The organism is Candidatus Methanoperedens sp., from assembly GCA_012026795.1.
GTDB lineage: Archaea > Halobacteriota > Methanosarcinia > Methanosarcinales > Methanoperedenaceae > Methanoperedens.
In genome coordinates, this window is record VEPM01000010.1 from 68,764 (window position 1) to 85,863 (window position 17,100).

The window sequence follows — 17,100 nt, forward strand, 5'->3', positions numbered from 1 at the left end:
GTTGTATTTCTTCCAGGCAATATAAGAAATTGGAGTTGAACCGGAATTGGAAACATGAAGCTGCCTTCCGAATTGAGAAGGTCATAATGCGTTTGGGTAAAGTTAGGGAAAAGTAATATAATTATTAAAGGAATTGTAACCTTTGCAGAAAAATAGATTGGATTATTGGTGGTGGTATTTTTTTTGGCTGCAAAGGTCAGTATATACTTTAGTCTTAAAGTAATAAAGACTTTTCCAATGACATCTGCAAAAAAAAAGTATCCCACCACTTAACGGCGGGATTAGTTCCAAATTTTTCCTGGTCTTTTATGCTTAATACTTATCTCCTACTCTGAAGCCATTCATCAATCAAGGAAAGCAGTCCTCGCGTTGTTATAGAGCGCTCAAATCCAGCGGGTGCCCGGCTGTTTACCCAGTCATCTATGGCCGTCAACACATCCGCAGTCTCTATTACATTGGGATCACTGCCAAGTCTGCCATAATACGCTGTAATATCAAGAGTGATTGTATTATCCCCCTGTACAACTACCACATCATTTGATGTAATTACTGTTCCGTTAATGTGATATGTCCCACTGGTAGCATTGCTGGGGGCAGTCAGCCTATAGACAACTATCTTGTTAATTCCTGGAGTCATATTGAACCATATCCATTCATTGGTGCTATTCTTGAAAGCGTCTGCATCGTCAGAAATTTTTGTCAAATTCCATCCAGCCGGGATAATTTCCTGAAGGGATAATGCCTGGTTTGTAGAACTGCTGATATTAACAGTAACATTGGCTGATTCTCCAAAGCGTAGAGATTCTTTATCGATTGTACGCATAGCAACGGTAACATTCGTTGTAACATTCGTTGGTGGTGGCACAGACAAGTTATTGCCGAAGTTTATACCTGTTATACTTTCATTGCCTGTGATGGTTACATTATAAGTTCGATTCGCTGGGAATGTCTGTATCCAACCAGTCTTAAGAACCTCTGCCACAGTATAATTGCCAGGTGTCAGATCGCTGAAGGTATAGTTACCATTATTGTCCGTAGGAGTAGTTCCAGTGCTATTATTTTGGCCTGTTAGAGTGATTGTCCAGTTCGCAAGTCCGGGTTCGTCTGCGTCCTTCGCTGAATTATTGTTGAGATCGTTGAACTTCATCCCTGAGATACTACCATTTCCGATTACTGTTGTCGGTAGTGCAAAAACAAGTTTATTCGCTTTATTGTCATAGCTGTGCCTTGTCTGTGCATTATCGAAAACCGCCGTCCCAAAGAGATATTCCTTTGTTAGATCTGAGAATTGAACATCAAACTGGCTTCCTGTTGTCAGTTTTCTGCCATATTCCAAAATCCAGTTACCATCCTCGTAAACCGCTTTGCCTTCAATATCTGCCCTATCTCCCGTAGGTGGTCTTACTATAATGCCTGCAATTTCATCGCTGGCATTGTATGTATCATTGAATGGCTGTTTCTGGTCGTCAAATATCCAATAGGGCGGCGCTGGCTGGTCTGCTGCGGTGAAATTCGGTGCGGTTTTATTCGCATTTATGTTATCATAGTAAGGCACAAGCCCGGGGTCGCTGTGTCTGCCTGCATCTGCTGTAGTATTGCTATAACGTACAGAGTCCAGATACTGGTCATCCACAAAGCCAGTTGTATTGGTCCGTACTATTTTCATGTGCCATAAATCGCCTATTTCGCCGGGATTTGTAGTGTACATATTACCATAAGCTTTCACATCAGAATTTTCACCTGCATGGCAGGTCGCAAAACAGCCACCTGTTTCAAAGTCAGTGATGTTTATGTCCCACAACTGTGAAAACTTATCTTCATAATATGTTTCTTCTCCTCCTTCTTTAGCATTGGGCGTTTTAAGCTGTACCCATGAACCATTAGCCTGTTTCTGCCAGGGCATACGTCTTAGGCTTTCTGTAGGGTCGTTCCACTTTGCAAGGAAATATACCGAATCACCCGTATAAATGCTCTTTAAAGTGACTGTATGTGCTCCTGTGTTCGCCCCGCCGGCTATATCGATAGTCATGGCAGTTGCCTGGTCCCATATTGCTTCAGGTAAGCCGTCTATGACCGGCGGTGTTGCCACTTTTACAGAAGTAAGATTACCAACTGATGGTAATGCAATCGTGAGGTTATTGCCAAAATCAATACCAGTTATACTTTCATTGCCTGTGATGGTTACGTTATAAGTTCCATTCATTGGGAATGTCTGTATCCAACCAGTCTTAAGAACTTCTGCAACAGTATAATTGCCAGGTGTCAGATTGCTGAAGGTGTAGTTACCATCGTTGTCCGTAGCAGTATTTAGAGTGCTGTTATTTTGGCCTGTTAGAGCGATTGTCCAGTTCGCAAGTCCGGGTTCGTTTGCGTCCTTCGCTGAATTATTGTTGAGGTCGTTGAACTTCATCCCTGAGATACTGCTCCCTACAACAACTACAGGTGGGTGATCGCCTGCATTTCCAGGGAAATTCAGATTATTGATTTCGTCGATGTTGATAAATCCGTCACCATCTGAATCCAGGGACTCTATCGCTGTAAAGTTCATTCCACTGTCCGACACGTCTATACCATACGCGTTTAAAGACGGAGGACCTGTATGGCATGTACTGCATGTATCAAGCCTTGATCCCGCTGTGTCATATTCCATGTTGAAATTGTCCTTAATAATGCTATTAGCTAAAGCATTCGGTACGCTCACAAGAGTTACAACTGCCAGTAGCAATAGCATAAAACTTATTTTTCTTTTCATTTATTTACCCCCATTTATTATAAGAGACAACTAAATTACGTGTTAGTGCTGATCGAACTGAGATTTAGAGCGTCATCTAAGAAAGCCTAAAGCCTTCATACTCTATCTAATATTACTAACCCGAATTAAATGTCCCATAATTATGCATAGCTTCAGGGCTGATAAGCCTTACGGTCGGTTTATTTTATATGCAGTCCTGAAAAAAAAATTCTGAGTCGATCCATCATCTGTTATAGATATTCTTTCGATGGCCTACTTTAAGAACAAGTATACGGAGGACGTCATTCTGGATATCAAAAACAACGCGGATTTCATCAGAATCCCATTTCTTTAGCCAGCTTTTCGTGCGTAATATATTTACCGCTCTTGAGCTCTTTAATTGCGGATTCTATCTCTTTTTTTGTTTCTTCATTAAGTTCCTGAACATCTTCAATGAGCCGTTCTAAAACATCATTATAGGTCTCACGTTCAAAAAGTTTCATCCGGGTCAATGTTGATTTTATATCTTCATTTATCTGGATCGTTGTGACCATAGTGTAATGTTTGTTTTGGAAAGATTTATAGCTTACTATAGAGATCTGTAAGATATTACAGTGCTGCTTTTTGCTAAACTATCATGTAACTTCGGACATGAAAAACACAAACAAATTCCTCATTCCATCAATTCAGATGAAATAGAAGGAAGTTTGCTCAAACTGCCACACCAATAATAGAAGTGAATTTATTTGGGGAATGTAAGGATGCAGCAAAATCATTTAAAATTCCCAGAGCCTTTGAGTTCTCAAGATATAATTCAACTGCCTCCTTCAGGTTAAGAAGAGCTTCCTCTGGTGTGTTACCTGCACTTGCAACTTCAAGTTCAGGGCACTTTGATACATAAACATCATCTTCCTGCCAGATTATAGCCGTAACATTGAATTTTTCCAGATTTTTCATAATTATTGAAGGGTAATTATGGTTATTAAACCCTTCCCATTGAAAACAAAGCCTCATCCAGCCGCTCTCTTTTATAAACAGCGCTGTCAATTGCCCTGGTCGTGCATGCTGGTGATCCCAAGCCTGCTTCCGGCCAGAGATATCCCCGTACTGGGACGCGCCAAGTCATTTGCGGGAATGTGGAACTTTCCCTGTTATTATAATGCTTCCACAGGAGTCTCATCTGAGGCTCTCATCGTGATCTTTGAAGTCTCGGCAAGGAACTCGCTTGCATCCAGGATTTCCATTAAAACAGGTTTTCATATCTATGCCGTCAACGGAACCGTAATATGCAGCGCATCGTAATCAACAACAGGCACTTTCCTGATATGATTTTTACCTTCCTTAAGCTCAAGAAGACCTATTCCCTCCAGGAAAGTAAGATCATTGTGCACATTTGATTCTTTGCGTTTTAGCATCCTTGCAAGTTCGCTGATGGATTCAGGCTTCTTTTCTTTTATGATATGAAGCAGGCGCAGGCGCTCATGGGTTAATATCTTTCCAATATCCTCTGCTGTACGAGTCACTATCTTATGCGGCTCTGGTTCGCGAATCTCACCGCGCTTCACTCTTTCAAATAACTGGTCAAGGTGCTCCCCATATTTCTCATCATTCATAACTATAATTTCAACGTCTTTTAATTTCATCGATTATCCTCCGATTGGCTTCTATAAAACTCATTATCTCTTCAATTAATTTTTTTGGGCTGTTAAAATCTATCTCCTGCGCCTCATTTTCAAACGTATGCCTGTGATCTCGTTTATTGTGTCCTTTTATTGTATGTGCATTATCAAAGCGTATCAAAGTCTTCCATCCTTCACTGGTTCTCACACGGTAATTGAAATTATATCTTACACCGTGTGGGATTTCAAGTGAGATCGGTACCTGCGTTACTGAGATGTCAATGATCTCATCTTCAGCAAGTATTCTTGTCTCTCTGATGGTTCTTTCTGGCACAGTATGAATAGGATTTTTAACCTATAAATAGTTATATGGTAGTAGCATATAACTAGCGAGCTAGGAAGCTTCTCGTCCACTAGTCGAGTGGAACTGTATATGACCTATTGCATGATTTGTTTGCCCTGCATCCTAAACATTTTTGTATCAATAACAAATTCTTTGCCTGTTACATCCAACCAACCATTAATATCTTTCAGTAATTCAAAAATAACAGCAGAATAAGCTTCTAATTGTTTCGAGTTTATTTCGTAATAATTAAGGCATTTTTTCAAATTATACTTTGGAATATCACCAAAATCCCAAACAATAAATTTGTCCTTATCTAAATGCTTTAATAGTAACCATCTATTGGGGAATTTATTATTTTCAGGATTTATTTCAATGCCATTTTGAATTTCATAACCTTCTGCCCTTTCTTCTGTATCAATGTATAGAACATCAATTTTTTGCACAGACTCAAGATATCTAAGACGTTTTAATTTATTTATTATCGAGATGATTTGTTCATCTTCTAATTTTTCTAAAATGAATGGGTTTTTTAGAATTTCATGTAAACCTTTTTCACTCGTTTCCCAATTTTTAAAGATTTGAAAACCTAAATATTTATTTTGTTTAATTTGACTCTCAATTTCATCTTTTTGAAAAGATAGGAATTTATTTATTGCTCTATTTGAAAAATCTTTTTTATCAAGGGTATATACAATTTTTTGTAATTGATTCAAAATAGACAATAATTCTCTGTCGATTTGCATTTTGGCATAATCGAAAATTTCTCTATTTAATCGTTTATGCGAAAAGGATTTTGCTGTTTCATAGAATAAATAGAGTAAGGGAATAGCGAAAAATGTGGCCGAAATATTTATGAGCAAATCATAATAAGGATCCATCTTGTTTGCAAGAAAATAAAAAATTCCCCCTGTGATTATTGCAGCAAGATATGGCAATGATTTTAGTAATACTTTTTTAGTCATATTCATCTAACAAAAGTGGGCATATATTTCACATATCATGAAATTTCACAACCCAAATTTCTTCCCGATCTTCTCCTTCAACATCCTGCTGACCTCTTCCCCGCTGACCTTCCCCCTGAATTCCTTCATAATAATACCCATCAACGGCCCAACCGCATTCAAACCCTTTCCTTTAATAAAATCTGTCTTTTCCTCAACAAGCTTATCAACAGCAGTCTCCAGTTCCCCTTTTTCAACACCCCCGATACCAAGGGATTGCGCCGCCTTCTCTGCACTCATTTCAGGCTTTCCTGCTATTGTTTTCAGGACATTGCTTATTGCTTCGTTAGGGATCTTTCCCTCTGACTGTAGCCTGAAAAGCTGTATCAGGTGGTCTTCCGTAATTTTATTAATATCAATGTCTTCTTTTTGAAGTTCATACAGGATGGTTTCAAGCACTCTCACTACCGAATTTGGATTTACCTTCGGAACCTGGCTCATTATACTGTCAAAAATTACAAAATTAGCCGAGCGCGCGATCTGGTTCGCAATCTCTTCATTAAGACCGAATTGTTTTATGTATCGTGCTTTTCGCTCGCCTATCAATTCAGGAAGCTTGATATTTTGGATTCGCTCTTCTGTGATCACAACAGGCGGAACATCTGTCTCAGGATACATGCGCGCCGCCCCTGGAAGCGGTCTCATGTACGCCGAATTCCCATCAGGCAGCGCCCTTCTTGTTTCTTCGGGAATGAATTCAAGCGCTTCCTTTGCGCGGGTTATGACTGCTTCCATTGCGCCCTGCGCTTTTTCCCTGGAATCAGCGACCATGACAACACAATCCTTTTCCTTTGCGCCTACGGCATGCCTCAGCGCTTCGACTTCCTCCCTGGTGATACCGTAATTCGGTAATTCATCAGTATGGAATATGCCCCCTACACCTGATTTCTTGGCGCGGTCGGAAAACTCCGTTCCCAGGCGCCTTCCGGGCTGGATCTCTTTCCCGACAAATCCCGCAAATCCAGGCAGGTTAACAGCATAAACCACGCCGCTTTTCAGGGCTTTTAGAATCACTTTAGAGGTAGTGTTTGCAAAAACAGATGTGACATCAATGATCTTATCGGAAACTGAGGCTTTCTTGTTTTTAAGTTCCTTCTTTATTTCTATAAGTGTTGCCTGCCTTTTAACTTCCCTCTCCACGATGGTTTCAATAAGTGCAAGCTCCTGTACACCTTTTATCTCAACCCTTGCGCCCTCGGCTATCGATATGTTTACATCCTGCCGGATAGTTCCAAGGCCGCGCTTTACCTTTCCTGTTGAGCGCAATATCATACCAATCTGCTCAGCGACTTCCCTGGCATGGGCAGGAGAAACGATATCAGGCGCAGTTCCTATCTCCACAAGCGGGATTCCGAGCCTGTCAAGAGAATAAACAACGGAATCTCCCTTATCCTCCACTTTCTGCGCCGCCTCTTCTTCGAGGCACAGGACATCAATACCCACGCGTCCTGCGCTGGAATCGATATATCCATGAGTTGCGACAAGACCTGTCCTCTGGAAACCTGATGTGTTGGAGCCGTCGATCACGATTTTTCGCATGGTATAGAGTTCATCCACGATCTTCATGTTCATCATGCGGGCTACCATCAGGGAAAATTCTACGGCTTCAGGATTCAACTCACGCGGCGGCTCCTCATCGTTCTCAACGAGGCATGTTGTGTCGTATGCTTTATAAATGAATTTTTTAATGAGTTTTATTTCCTCAAGCGCAGCTTTATCAACGATCCCCATCTCGCTCTGGGTGGGGCGAAGGTACCTGAAAAATTCAAAATTTGATTCCTTTGTATCACGAAGAAGGGTAGGACAGCCGCAGAATAGTTTTTCTTCAGTGTCGAGCTGCTGGTGTATCTCAAGCCCGGATTTTAGTCCGAGCGCCTTATAATCGTGACTCATATGGCTTCCTGATATAATGCAATCTATAAAAAAATTGTTATCGGCCCGCTCAGGGTTTTCTTAATTGTCCAAAGGTTTTATTAATAATTGTAGCTACCAGAACAACAGATGACACTCGTGAAAAAAGCAAAAGAATGTGCTGATCATATCAAGAAACATTCTTCAGCTCTCGTTGTGTCACATATTGATGCTGACGGCCTGACTTCGGCAGCGATCATGGGAAAAGCCCTTGAGAGGGCAGGTATCGACTCCCGGATCATTTTTCTAAGACAGCTTGACCAGAAAAACCTCCTGGAAATAGCCAGCAGGAATCCCCAGCTTATAATATTTACAGATCTTGGCAGCGGTATGCTTGATGCGATAAAATCCTTAAAGCTTAATGCAGTGATCGCTGACCATCACCAGCCACAGGGGAAACATGAATTTCATCTGAATCCCCATATTTTCGGACTTAATGGTGGTATAGAAGTAAGCGGCTCAGGGATGACCTATTTTATCGCAAGGGAAATGGGTGATAATGGTGATCTTGCTGCTCTTGCAATTGTGGGAGCTGTGGGAGATCTCCAGCACTCAAAGCATGGGCAATTGATCGGCTTGAACAGGACAATTCTTGATGAAGGAGTAAAGAACAAAGTCATCAAGCATGAGAAAGACCTCATGTTATTCGGAAGACAGACTCGTCCTGTATTTAAACTCCTCCAATATTCAACTGATATTTATTTTCCGGGATTGACAGGAAGCGAAGAAGCAAGTATAGAATTCCTCAAACGAATCGGCATCAGGCAGCAGGGTGAGAAATGGAGGCGGTGGATAGACCTTGAACCGGGTGAAAAACAGAAAATCGTATCCGCTCTTATACAATTCGGACTTTCATCAGGACTTCCTGGTTTTAAAGTAGAAAGGCTTGTGGGCGAAGTATATACATTATTATGTGAACAGGAAGGCACAGAGGTCAGGGATGCCTCGGAATTTTCAACGCTTCTTAATTCCACTGCGCGTTATGACCATGCTGATATCGGGCTTGCGGTATGCATGGGCGACAGGGGAAAGAGCCTGGATGAAGCATGCGTACTTCTTAGCGAGCACAGGAAAAATCTTGTAGAGGGACTGAATTATGTGAGGGAGAAGGGAATAACTGAAATGAAAAATCTCCAGTATTTCGATTCCGGAAATTTAATCCGCGAAACCATCGTAGGAATTGTTGCGGGAATGAGCGCATCGTTTGTCAATAACAGGAATCTTCCCATTATCGCTTTTGCAGATTCTGACGGCGGGGTTAAAGTCTCATCACGGGGAAACCAGGATCTTATCAGGAAAGGACTGAACCTTGGCGCTGCAATAAGCGAAGCTGCAAAATCAGTTGGAGGAACCGGAGGCGGTCATGATATTGCGGCAGGGGCCTTCATTCCAGGGGATTCAAAGAGCGAATTCCTGAAAATTCTAGATATGAAAATTGGGTTGCAGATAAATTAGGATACATCCCCGCCTGAATCAGTGTTATCCGCACAATCATGCCTGGTAGAGTAATTATAGAAAGCATAAGGACAAAAAGGCTTCCCGTCCATGCCAAAAGAGTATTGTGATAGCAACCCCATGCGCCAAGTGCAGCCCCAGAAGCAAAAATGAGGAATATCGGGTTAAATGCCCCCTCCCAGACTGTTTCTCTTACAAACCATATATTCTGGGATTTGAAAAGCAACTCTTATATATTTTCATAGCTGTTATTGTCCTGCTATGAATAATAAGATACTGGCTATATTTATAATTTTCATTTTTGTAATTCTTGCAGGGTGCCTCAATACCCAGAATTACCAGATGGGCGGGAAAGAAGAATCTAAATTTGTTTCAGACCTTCGATTCGCAGGCCTTGGAAACAAAGGAAGTCCTTCAATAGATGAAGTAAGTAATGTAAATGGAAAAACATTGCCAGAAAGAAAAGTCATTTCAACTGCAACCCTAACAGTAGAAGTGGCAAGCGTGCAGGTGGCAATTAATGATATAACTAATTTAACGCTTGAAAGCGGAGGGTTTGTTTCAAGTTCTTCCATCAGTGATACCGGAAGCAATCGCAAAAACGGTCATATCACTGCAAGAGTACCTCAAAAGAGTTTTTATTCAGCTATCGAAAAAATAGATGCGCTTGGGACTGAAAAATACAGGCAGGTTTCAGGGCAGGATGTCACGGAAGAGTTCATAGACCTTGACGCCAGGCTTGATAATCTCCAAAAACAGGAAACACGGCTTCAGGAAATTCTTAAAATGGCAACTACTGTTAAAGATATTATTGAAGTTGAGCATGAACTTGAACGGGTGCGGGGCGAGATAGAGAGTATGACTGGCAGGCTAAATTACCTGAACCAGAGTGTGGAGATGTCAACAATTGCGGTAACTGTTATGGAACCAGCGCCAATTGGGGGCGATGACGGATGGGGCATTTCGAATGCACTCCGGGATGCAGTGAGAGGATTTATTGAGAGCGTAAGAGGAATAATCATATTCACAGGATTTATTATCCCGATATTGATCTATTTAGGTGTTGCAATTTTAATAGCATTAGGTATTAAAAATAAAATACTTCCATATTTGAAACGATAAATCTAATATTTGACATGCTTGCTCTGCATAGTTATTTAAAGAGTTATTAATTATCCTATTTCACAGGTTTAGTTCTAAATCGAACACGGATGACACAGATTGCGCGGATCTTCACGGATCCGTGCGCATCCGTGCAATCTGTGTTCTATCTCATGGTTTTTCTCTTAACCGATGACGAATGGATTAGAATCTTTTAATAACTTTGCTACTGCATAAGCCGGAAATACTTTTGATATTTCCGTCCCATATTTTTCAGAGAGCAAAATTATCTCTAATCCGGTTTCATTTACTGCCTTTTTAGCCAGGAATTCCCCGATACCGCATGCGACAATCCCCCAGATGCCATGTTTTTTTGATATTTCGAAAAGAGCATCCTTGATTTCGCTGACCTGCACTTCCATTACCTGACGGGCAATTGAAAAAATCTCCTCATCTTGTATTTCGCATAGATCCGCACAAACAACGCGTGCAAGCCTCCTTTTGGCATCCGGGATCGTTTTTCCCGCACCATCCGGCGTGTCGCATGTATAATCCTGAGGTTTTATCAGACCAAGAATAATATATGCATCAGCCGTAATAGCAAATAATTCTGAGGAGACGCGCGACTCTATTTTCCCGAATGTCACTTTTTTCAAAATTGCGGCAATATTTGTCCGCAACGCCCCTGAATACACAAGTTCCCCTTTTTTCAAACGCTCAAAATCGGTCTTGCCTGCAAGAGGCTCACCTTTCTTGATCGGGATTATATCAGTAGTCGTTGAACCAATATCAAGAAATATGCAATCCCCGAACTCTTTTCCTGTTAGAAGAGCAGAGGCCATCCAGTTAGCAGCAGCAATGCTGCGTATTTTCTCCTGTGTCAGGATACCGTTGCTATCAAGGAAAAAAGCATTCTCAAATGTATTATTCACTGCATCTATAATGTATGAAAGGCCTGCATCCTTATCAGGGAAACAATCAGCAAGTTCTCCTGTTATCACTACACCAACTTTTTCAGGTTTCAGCCGCCCTGCTATCTCAATTAGCGCCTCAGGCAGCCTTGTGTTCTTCCAGAGGGGGATATAATGCAGTTCCACTATCCTGCCATCATCAGATGCTATTTTGGTGTTCGCTCCACCAATATCGATTCCAAGTATCATGCAGGTATTGAGTAAACGTGATAAGTAAAAAGGTTTTTGGAAAAATTATGAAAGCATGACAATCCGTAATTAGACGCAATGCTCTTGTTTCGCATTTTGTAGGACTTAAATACTGATACTGAAGTTGCTCTTACTTGAATTTGTATAAACGGAATAACTTGTGCTTGTAATCCTGATTTTATAATCACTTCCCAGCTTCTGGATCGTTGGAATTAGCCAGGGATGTGAACCGTCATTCAGAGTGCCTGCTGTAATCACCCTGTTCAGCACCCCGGCTTTCAGGAGTTCGATCTTTACATAGCCTTTTGGATTCTCTGTTGATGTCCAGTTTATAATCCTTGTCGTACCTATTTTCCAGTTCTCTCCTCCAGCCGGAGAAACGATTGTGTAGGACGGGATGGGGATTGTGAAGTTGTTATCGCTGGTGTCACTGTTAGAAACATTGGCAGTGCTTGTGATCTTCACTTTGTAGTCGGTTCCTGGAGTCTGCGTCGCCGGAATAAGCCACGGATGCGAGCCATCATTCAGCGTATATGATATAATTAACTGGTTCAGCTTACCGGGTTTCAGTAGTTCTATCTTGACATACGTTCCTGGACTTTCGGTTGAATTCCATCTTATTGTTTGAGTCGTTCCCCTGATCCAGTTCTCTCCGCCATTGGGAGAAATTACCTTGAAAGATGGAGCCGGGATAGTGAAGCTGTTATCACTGGTATCATTGTTTGAAGCATTAATGGTACTTGTGATTTTCACTTTATAGTCTGTTCCCGGTGTCTGTGCAACCGGGATCAGCCATGGATGTGAGCCGTCATTTAGCGTCGATGATATAATTAACTGGTTCGCCTTACCGGGTTTCAGTAGTTCTATCTTCACATATGACCCTGGACTTTCGGTTGAATTCCATCTTATTGTTTGAGTCGTTCCTCTTATCCATGACTCTGAACCGTTTGGAGATACGACCTTAAAGGAAGGAGGCAGGATAGTGAAGCTGTTATCGCTTGTATCATTGTAAGCAGCGTTAGTGGTGCTCGTGATCTTTATTTTATAGTCTGTTCCCGGCTCCTGTGCTGCGGGGATAAACCATGGGTGTGAACCGTCATTCAGGGTTGCTGATATGATCAGTTGGTTTGACTTACCCGGTTTCAGAAGTTCTATCTTGACATACGCCCCCGGACTTCCGGTTGAATTCCATTTGATAGTTTGAGTCGTTCCTCTTATCCATTTCTCTCCTCCATTGGGAGAGGTGACTTTAATACCCGGAACAATAGCATTGACAACCAGGGTAATGGGATTGCTTACAACACTGGCATTCCTGGCATTTACCTTGATAATTCCTTTAGCGAGTGCAGTAAATGTAGTGGTTGCACCTCCAGTCACATCTGTTTTTGTTATCACAGGAATGACCTTTCCAACAGCAGTATTACTGACCGTCCATGATATATCAACACCTGCCATCGGATTATTATATTGATCCAGTGCTCTTCCGGTGATACTCTGTGTTTGTCCAGCTGTCAGCGTAGTTGTTATTGATGGGAAGACCTTAATATATTTCAGGATTTGGCCACTCTGGGGCGTTAATCCATTATCAGTTTGGGAGCCAGGGGTGGATCCTGCATAAGCTCCGCCTGCCAGCAATAAAACGACCATCACAACTCCAACCGCTATACTAAGATCACATCTATTATCCGGGTTTTTCACCATTTTTTACACCTATCCAAAGTATTATATAATATTGAAAGTGCACTCTCTTTGCACGCGAATTTTAATATTTAATAATTGAAGCCCTATATATATAATTTGTGTTCTAATTTTTCAATATTTACGCCAGTTTACTCCTGACCTTTTCATAAAACCCATCCTTTCTTGTCCTTACGAATCTCGCGGGTATATCCGCCCTGGTAATAACGATTATGTCATCCTCTTTTATCTTCCTTGAGTATTGCCCGTCGATCACAAGCACTGCTTCCTTTTTGGGCACTGTCAGTTCCACCTTTATTTCACTCCGGGCCGGAACCACCCAGGGACGGGATGATAATTTAAAGGGAGCAAGAGGCACAATAACCGTACCATCCACCCGCGGGTCAACAATAGGCCCTCCCGCGCTCATCGCATATGCTGTCGAGCCTGTTGGCGTTGCAAAAACAGCGCCATCAGACCGCAGTTCCTCAAGATGGATCTTGTCCACGAATATCCGATATGAGAGCATCTTGGCGGGATTGGCTGTCAGGATGACAACTTCGTTTGTTGCACATGGAAGTATCTCATCATTCACTACAATTGAGAGGCGAGAGCGTTCTTCGACCTCAAAACCACACAATACTTTATCAATGACACAGAGAGAATCTTCAGGAGCCACATCCACAAGAAAACCAAAAGTTCCCATATTTATCCCAAGGACAGGAAGCGGATCATCCATTTTCTGGATCCCGCGTAAAACCGTACCATCGCCACCTATGGATATGATAAATTCGGCGCCATTTTTTTTCATGTCAGCCATTTGGGTGCCTTCCAGATTGAGCTTCTGAGCAGTTTTCGGGTCTATCAATACATCGACTCTGGATTTCAGGTGATCAATTATCTTTTCAACCAGAGAAAATATTTCATCCCTGTCGCATCTTGAAATTATACCGATCTTTCTCATCCTTTTTGCCTCCGCTATACAAGTTCAAGCAATTTGTTATGTGTTATTCTATTACTTGCAATAATATTTACCCGTTTCCTGACATCAAGCGGAGTATTAAGCGGATTTCCTTTTTCATCCGTAATTTTTCCCCCGGCTTCTTCGACGATGAGCTTCGAGGCAGCTATATCTGTTATACGAAGCATTCCGCGCATATCGAAAAAAGCATCAAATATCCCTGAAGCGATATAACAAAGTTCAAGCCCTGCGCATCCGAATACTCTTACCCTCCTGACTGAATGGTTATTTATCAAAACTGCATGGGGACGGTGGCTGTATGATAATACACTGAGTTTGGATAGCTCCGATATATCTGATACATGTATTTGTTTCTCATTTAAAAAAGCTCCTTTTCCCTTCTCTGCTGAATAAACATCCCCATTAACAAGATTCTTGACAAAACTATATCTTATATCGGATAAATCAGATTTTCCAATAGCCATCGGCACACAGAAAAAAGGAATATTGTTCACTGCATTGAATGTACCATCCACGGGGTCAAGTACGAACGTAAACTCAGGTTTTCCCCCGATATTTTTCTCACCCAGTTCTTCACTCACGAATAATATCGACCTGCCATCGGCTTCAAGAACCGAGAGGGCTGCATTTTCCGCAACTTCATCTATCCTCTCGGTAGGCGTACCGTCTGCCCCGATTCTCAATGATACGCCTGCTTCAGGTTTTCCTATCAGTCCCGAAACAGCTTTTCTTATTTCGGCTGCTACATCATTGCAAAGAGTGAAATACTGTGATTCGGTCATTTTCGTACTTTATCCTTTTAGTGTTAGCTTTATATAAAAAGATTTATCTAATTTTTCATAATCTACAAGACGTCGCAGCCTGCTACAATCCTCTGTTTAGGATTATTAAGCTGGACGATAAGAAGGCGGTCATTCTTGCTGTATGCGATGTTTTTTTGTGTTGTTAACATAACATTGCAATCAGAACCCGCAGGCGCCTGCGTTGCATCTTTTCCACCGATCGTCATTGCCGTGATTGTTGCAGGGATATCCTGGAGCCCGGCAAAAAGGTGGACTGCATCACCTACACCCAATCCTGTGGTGAATTTTGTAAGGTGGCATTTCAAATTGAATTTTGAGGAGACTTCCTCTTTCTGGGATATTATATATCCCCGGTCGAATTCTTTTGACTGCACTCCTTTTAGCGCAAGCCCCACTCTTGTTCCGGCAGGTGCTGATTTCATATCAACATCGTTGCTCTGGATGGAACGTATTTCCGTTGGTCTTTCTGTAGGATAGAGCATAAGCTTGTCATGTTCCCTGACAGTGCCCTGAGCCACAATTCCCAGTACAACGCATCCCATACCTGTGACATTAAAGAAGTGGTCAACTATGATTCTCGGCGGCAGGTCTTTTTTTGCAGCGTATGCATTTCGCACCTCTTCACCAAGTGCAAATATTTTCTCCTTGAGATTCTCAAGACCTTCAAAGGTCGTATTTGAAACTGCGATAGTCTCCCATTTTTCAAGGTTGGTACCTTTTGCGATCATCTTGATTTTTTCAGATAATTCCGAAATAGCGGCAGGATTGGATTTATCCGACATTGTGATTACGAATAATCCGCGTTTATTGCCCAGCAGGTCAAGAGCAATGATGCATTCTCCCACCTGTGCATTAAGACCGCCTGAAGGAACACATACCAGCGCGATATCCGAGAGATTGATCGCCTGGATAAGCGTTTTAAACGATGACGGATAACCGTTTGCATCCACGAATGAATATATCCTGTCCCCTTTCACAAAATTATAGAGTGTGATATCGGACTCAGTGCCTTTTTTCCCTAGCTTTCCTGCAAGGCTTGTCCTGCCTGATTTTTCGCTTCCGATGATTGCAACGTTGGCCATAATATCTATGCTGTAATAAACAGGAAGCTATATGAAATTGGCGTTCAGTTAGCCAATATTTCGCCATGGATTATACTTTAGATAAAATGGGTAAAGATTATATATTATGATTATAATTATTATATAAAAAAGGTTGATCTATGAAATTAGATATCAAAAAATCAATAGTTACAAAGTTCTCAATATATAGTGCAATAATTTTGATCTTATTAGGATTTATGATGAATTATGCATTATCAGCAAAAATTGAAGATTTGGTGATACAAAGAGCAATAACTACAACCGCGAATCATGCTCAACAGAATGCTGGCAACTATTTTACCAGTGATTTTTTTTCAAATAGTGATTATATCAAAAATAAAGATACTTTTGAAAAATATTATCAGGATGTAAAGACAAATGAGATAGTAAGGATCAAGATTTTTGACACAAATGGAAATATAATCTATTCTGATATTGAGAATCTTGTCGGTCAAAGATTTCCTGATAACAAGGAGTTAAATGAGGCTATAGCGGGTGAAATTAAAGTCGAGATTAAACGAAACCTGGATAAAGAGGAAAATATATTTGAAAAACGTGAGTATAAAGCGCTTATGGAAATCTATGCCCCGATAAAAATGGGGTCAGTAATAGTTGGAGTCGTTGAGGTATATCATACTCTGGATGATATAGAAACACAAGTCAATGAATCTACAAAACTTGTTACATCCTTTATTTTCATTGGATTTGCCGTAATATATATATTACTAAATGCATGGCGACAATAATCCCGGCCCAATTTATTTTTTTCAAGGATTAGCCAAAAACCCAATACCCATCAAACCAAATTCAACAACGATTGTTAACCCGACGGCGCAAATGATGATCCCAAGGCTCATCCAGAAAAAAAGGCGATTAGCAGGAACGCCCAGTGCAATGCCAAGCGCCGTTCCAATGGGAGCCCCGATAAGCAGCGGAGACAATAAGCCAAAACCTGCTGCACCATAACGATCCCATATCCGGCTAATATACTTATTTCGCTTATTGTCACTGCTCACTCGTTTTAACAACCTGTTCCTTATTCGTTCTCCAAGGGTCAAAATAACAAGCAGGCCAAGCACAGCGCCGGAGGCTGCCGTAATAGCTGTCACGGACGGAGGCAGATCCAGTGCAAAACCCGCAGGTACAGCTACCCAGAGCTCAACTGCTCCCAATCCCAATACGGTAAGCAGTTTGATTAATAATTCCATTTA

17 protein-coding genes are annotated in these 17,100 nt (G+C 41.4%); 4 read left to right on the top strand and 13 right to left on the bottom strand.

What is annotated here, in order from left to right; genetic code table 11:
- Positions 1–319 precede the first annotated feature (319 nt).
- The 3 genes from FIB07_05435 to FIB07_05445 form a co-directional block, all read right to left on the bottom strand.
- Positions 320–2,752: a hypothetical protein gene (locus tag FIB07_05435; GenBank protein ID NJD52294.1), complete on the bottom strand. Its 2,433-nt coding sequence runs from the start codon at positions 2,750–2,752 to the stop codon at positions 320–322.
- A gap of 314 nt (positions 2,753–3,066) precedes the next feature.
- Positions 3,067–3,285 (bottom strand): hypothetical protein, encoded by a 219-nt coding sequence (locus FIB07_05440; protein ID NJD52295.1) that lies wholly within the window; start codon positions 3,283–3,285, stop codon positions 3,067–3,069.
- 157 nt (positions 3,286–3,442) lie between these two features.
- Positions 3,443–3,688: a type II toxin-antitoxin system HicB family antitoxin gene (locus FIB07_05445; protein ID NJD52296.1), complete on the bottom strand. Its 246-nt coding sequence runs from the start codon at positions 3,686–3,688 to the stop codon at positions 3,443–3,445.
- A gap of 18 nt (positions 3,689–3,706) precedes the next feature.
- On the opposite strand from FIB07_05445, the gene FIB07_05450 reads away from it, so the two are divergent.
- The gene (locus FIB07_05450; GenBank protein NJD52297.1) at positions 3,707–4,033 is read left to right on the top strand and encodes a hypothetical protein; all 327 of its coding nucleotides are present in this window, start codon (positions 3,707–3,709) and stop codon (positions 4,031–4,033) included.
- Here the strand turns inward: FIB07_05450 and FIB07_05455 are convergent.
- The 4 genes from FIB07_05455 to gatE form a co-directional block, all read right to left on the bottom strand.
- Positions 3,994–4,374: an ArsR family transcriptional regulator gene (locus FIB07_05455; protein ID NJD52298.1), complete on the bottom strand. Its 381-nt coding sequence runs from the start codon at positions 4,372–4,374 to the stop codon at positions 3,994–3,996. The genes FIB07_05450 and FIB07_05455 overlap by 40 nt on opposite strands.
- Positions 4,355–4,684 (bottom strand): hypothetical protein, encoded by a 330-nt coding sequence (locus FIB07_05460; GenBank protein NJD52299.1) that lies wholly within the window; start codon positions 4,682–4,684, stop codon positions 4,355–4,357. Before FIB07_05460 ends, FIB07_05455 begins: the two co-directional genes overlap by 20 nt.
- Positions 4,685–4,788: 104 nt before the next feature.
- A complete protein-coding gene (locus tag FIB07_05465) occupies positions 4,789–5,658 on the bottom strand; it encodes a hypothetical protein (GenBank protein ID NJD52300.1) in 870 nt (289 codons plus the stop codon).
- 45 nt (positions 5,659–5,703) lie between these two features.
- On the bottom strand, positions 5,704–7,590 hold the full coding sequence (gene gatE, locus FIB07_05470) for a Glu-tRNA(Gln) amidotransferase subunit GatE (protein ID NJD52301.1): 1,887 nt from the start codon (positions 7,588–7,590) through the stop codon (positions 5,704–5,706).
- 108 nt (positions 7,591–7,698) lie between these two features.
- On the opposite strand from gatE, the gene FIB07_05475 reads away from it, so the two are divergent.
- Both FIB07_05475 and FIB07_05480 read left to right on the top strand, forming a co-directional pair.
- On the top strand, positions 7,699–9,063 hold the full coding sequence (locus FIB07_05475; protein ID NJD52302.1) for a DHH family phosphoesterase: 1,365 nt from the start codon (positions 7,699–7,701) through the stop codon (positions 9,061–9,063).
- 261 nt (positions 9,064–9,324) lie between these two features.
- On the top strand, positions 9,325–10,185 hold the full coding sequence (locus FIB07_05480) for a DUF4349 domain-containing protein (protein NJD52303.1): 861 nt from the start codon (positions 9,325–9,327) through the stop codon (positions 10,183–10,185).
- A 164-nt stretch (positions 10,186–10,349) separates the two neighbouring features.
- Here FIB07_05480 and FIB07_05485 read toward each other — a convergent pair whose 3' ends face one another.
- From FIB07_05485 to FIB07_05505, 5 genes are all read right to left on the bottom strand, one after another.
- Positions 10,350–11,324 carry a H4MPT-linked C1 transfer pathway protein gene (locus tag FIB07_05485; GenBank protein NJD52304.1) on the bottom strand — a complete coding sequence of 325 codons (975 nt, stop codon included), beginning with the start codon at positions 11,322–11,324 and terminating at the stop codon, positions 10,350–10,352.
- Positions 11,325–11,429: 105 nt separating this feature from the next.
- Complete coding sequence (locus tag FIB07_05490) at positions 11,430–13,025, bottom strand: hypothetical protein (GenBank protein ID NJD52305.1); 1,596 nt, start codon at positions 13,023–13,025, stop codon at positions 11,430–11,432.
- A gap of 118 nt (positions 13,026–13,143) precedes the next feature.
- A complete protein-coding gene (locus FIB07_05495; protein ID NJD52306.1) occupies positions 13,144–13,965 on the bottom strand; it encodes an NAD(+) kinase in 822 nt (273 codons plus the stop codon).
- A 14-nt stretch (positions 13,966–13,979) separates the two neighbouring features.
- Positions 13,980–14,765, bottom strand: a complete 786-nt coding sequence (locus tag FIB07_05500; GenBank protein NJD52307.1) for a bifunctional fructose-bisphosphatase/inositol-phosphate phosphatase — start codon at positions 14,763–14,765, stop codon at positions 13,980–13,982.
- Between the two features lie 62 nt (positions 14,766–14,827).
- A complete protein-coding gene (locus FIB07_05505) occupies positions 14,828–15,868 on the bottom strand; it encodes an elongation factor Tu (GenBank protein NJD52308.1) in 1,041 nt (346 codons plus the stop codon).
- Between the two features lie 140 nt (positions 15,869–16,008).
- Here FIB07_05505 and FIB07_05510 point away from each other — a divergent pair, with 140 nt between their 5' ends.
- Entirely contained in the window at positions 16,009–16,635 is a 627-nt protein-coding gene (locus FIB07_05510; protein ID NJD52309.1) for a cell wall metabolism sensor histidine kinase WalK, read from the top strand.
- A gap of 21 nt (positions 16,636–16,656) precedes the next feature.
- Here FIB07_05510 and FIB07_05515 read toward each other — a convergent pair whose 3' ends face one another.
- Positions 16,657–17,097 (bottom strand): small multi-drug export protein, encoded by a 441-nt coding sequence (locus tag FIB07_05515; GenBank protein ID NJD52310.1) that lies wholly within the window; start codon positions 17,095–17,097, stop codon positions 16,657–16,659.
- Positions 17,098–17,100: the final 3 nt, after the last annotated feature.

Coding starts and splice junctions, on each gene's coding strand:
- FIB07_05500 (NJD52307.1), bottom strand. CDS start 14,765: ATGACCGAATCACAGTATTTCACTCTTTGCAATGATGTAGCAGCCGAA.
- FIB07_05465 (NJD52300.1), bottom strand. CDS start 5,658: ATGACTAAAAAAGTATTACTAAAATCATTGCCATATCTTGCTGCAATA.
- FIB07_05440 (NJD52295.1), bottom strand. CDS start 3,285: ATGGTCACAACGATCCAGATAAATGAAGATATAAAATCAACATTGACC.
- FIB07_05490 (NJD52305.1), bottom strand. CDS start 13,025: ATGGTGAAAAACCCGGATAATAGATGTGATCTTAGTATAGCGGTTGGA.
- gatE (NJD52301.1), bottom strand. CDS start 7,590: ATGAGTCACGATTATAAGGCGCTCGGACTAAAATCCGGGCTTGAGATA.
- FIB07_05445 (NJD52296.1), bottom strand. CDS start 3,688: ATGAAAAATCTGGAAAAATTCAATGTTACGGCTATAATCTGGCAGGAA.
- FIB07_05510 (NJD52309.1), top strand. CDS start 16,009: ATGAAATTAGATATCAAAAAATCAATAGTTACAAAGTTCTCAATATAT.
- FIB07_05435 (NJD52294.1), bottom strand. CDS start 2,752: ATGAAAAGAAAAATAAGTTTTATGCTATTGCTACTGGCAGTTGTAACT.
- FIB07_05495 (NJD52306.1), bottom strand. CDS start 13,965: ATGAGAAAGATCGGTATAATTTCAAGATGCGACAGGGATGAAATATTT.
- FIB07_05455 (NJD52298.1), bottom strand. CDS start 4,374: ATGAAATTAAAAGACGTTGAAATTATAGTTATGAATGATGAGAAATAT.
- FIB07_05480 (NJD52303.1), top strand. CDS start 9,325: ATGAATAATAAGATACTGGCTATATTTATAATTTTCATTTTTGTAATT.
- FIB07_05485 (NJD52304.1), bottom strand. CDS start 11,324: ATGATACTTGGAATCGATATTGGTGGAGCGAACACCAAAATAGCATCT.
- FIB07_05515 (NJD52310.1), bottom strand. CDS start 17,097: ATGGAATTATTAATCAAACTGCTTACCGTATTGGGATTGGGAGCAGTT.
- FIB07_05475 (NJD52302.1), top strand. CDS start 7,699: ATGACACTCGTGAAAAAAGCAAAAGAATGTGCTGATCATATCAAGAAA.
- FIB07_05505 (NJD52308.1), bottom strand. CDS start 15,868: ATGGCCAACGTTGCAATCATCGGAAGCGAAAAATCAGGCAGGACAAGC.
- FIB07_05450 (NJD52297.1), top strand. CDS start 3,707: ATGGTTATTAAACCCTTCCCATTGAAAACAAAGCCTCATCCAGCCGCT.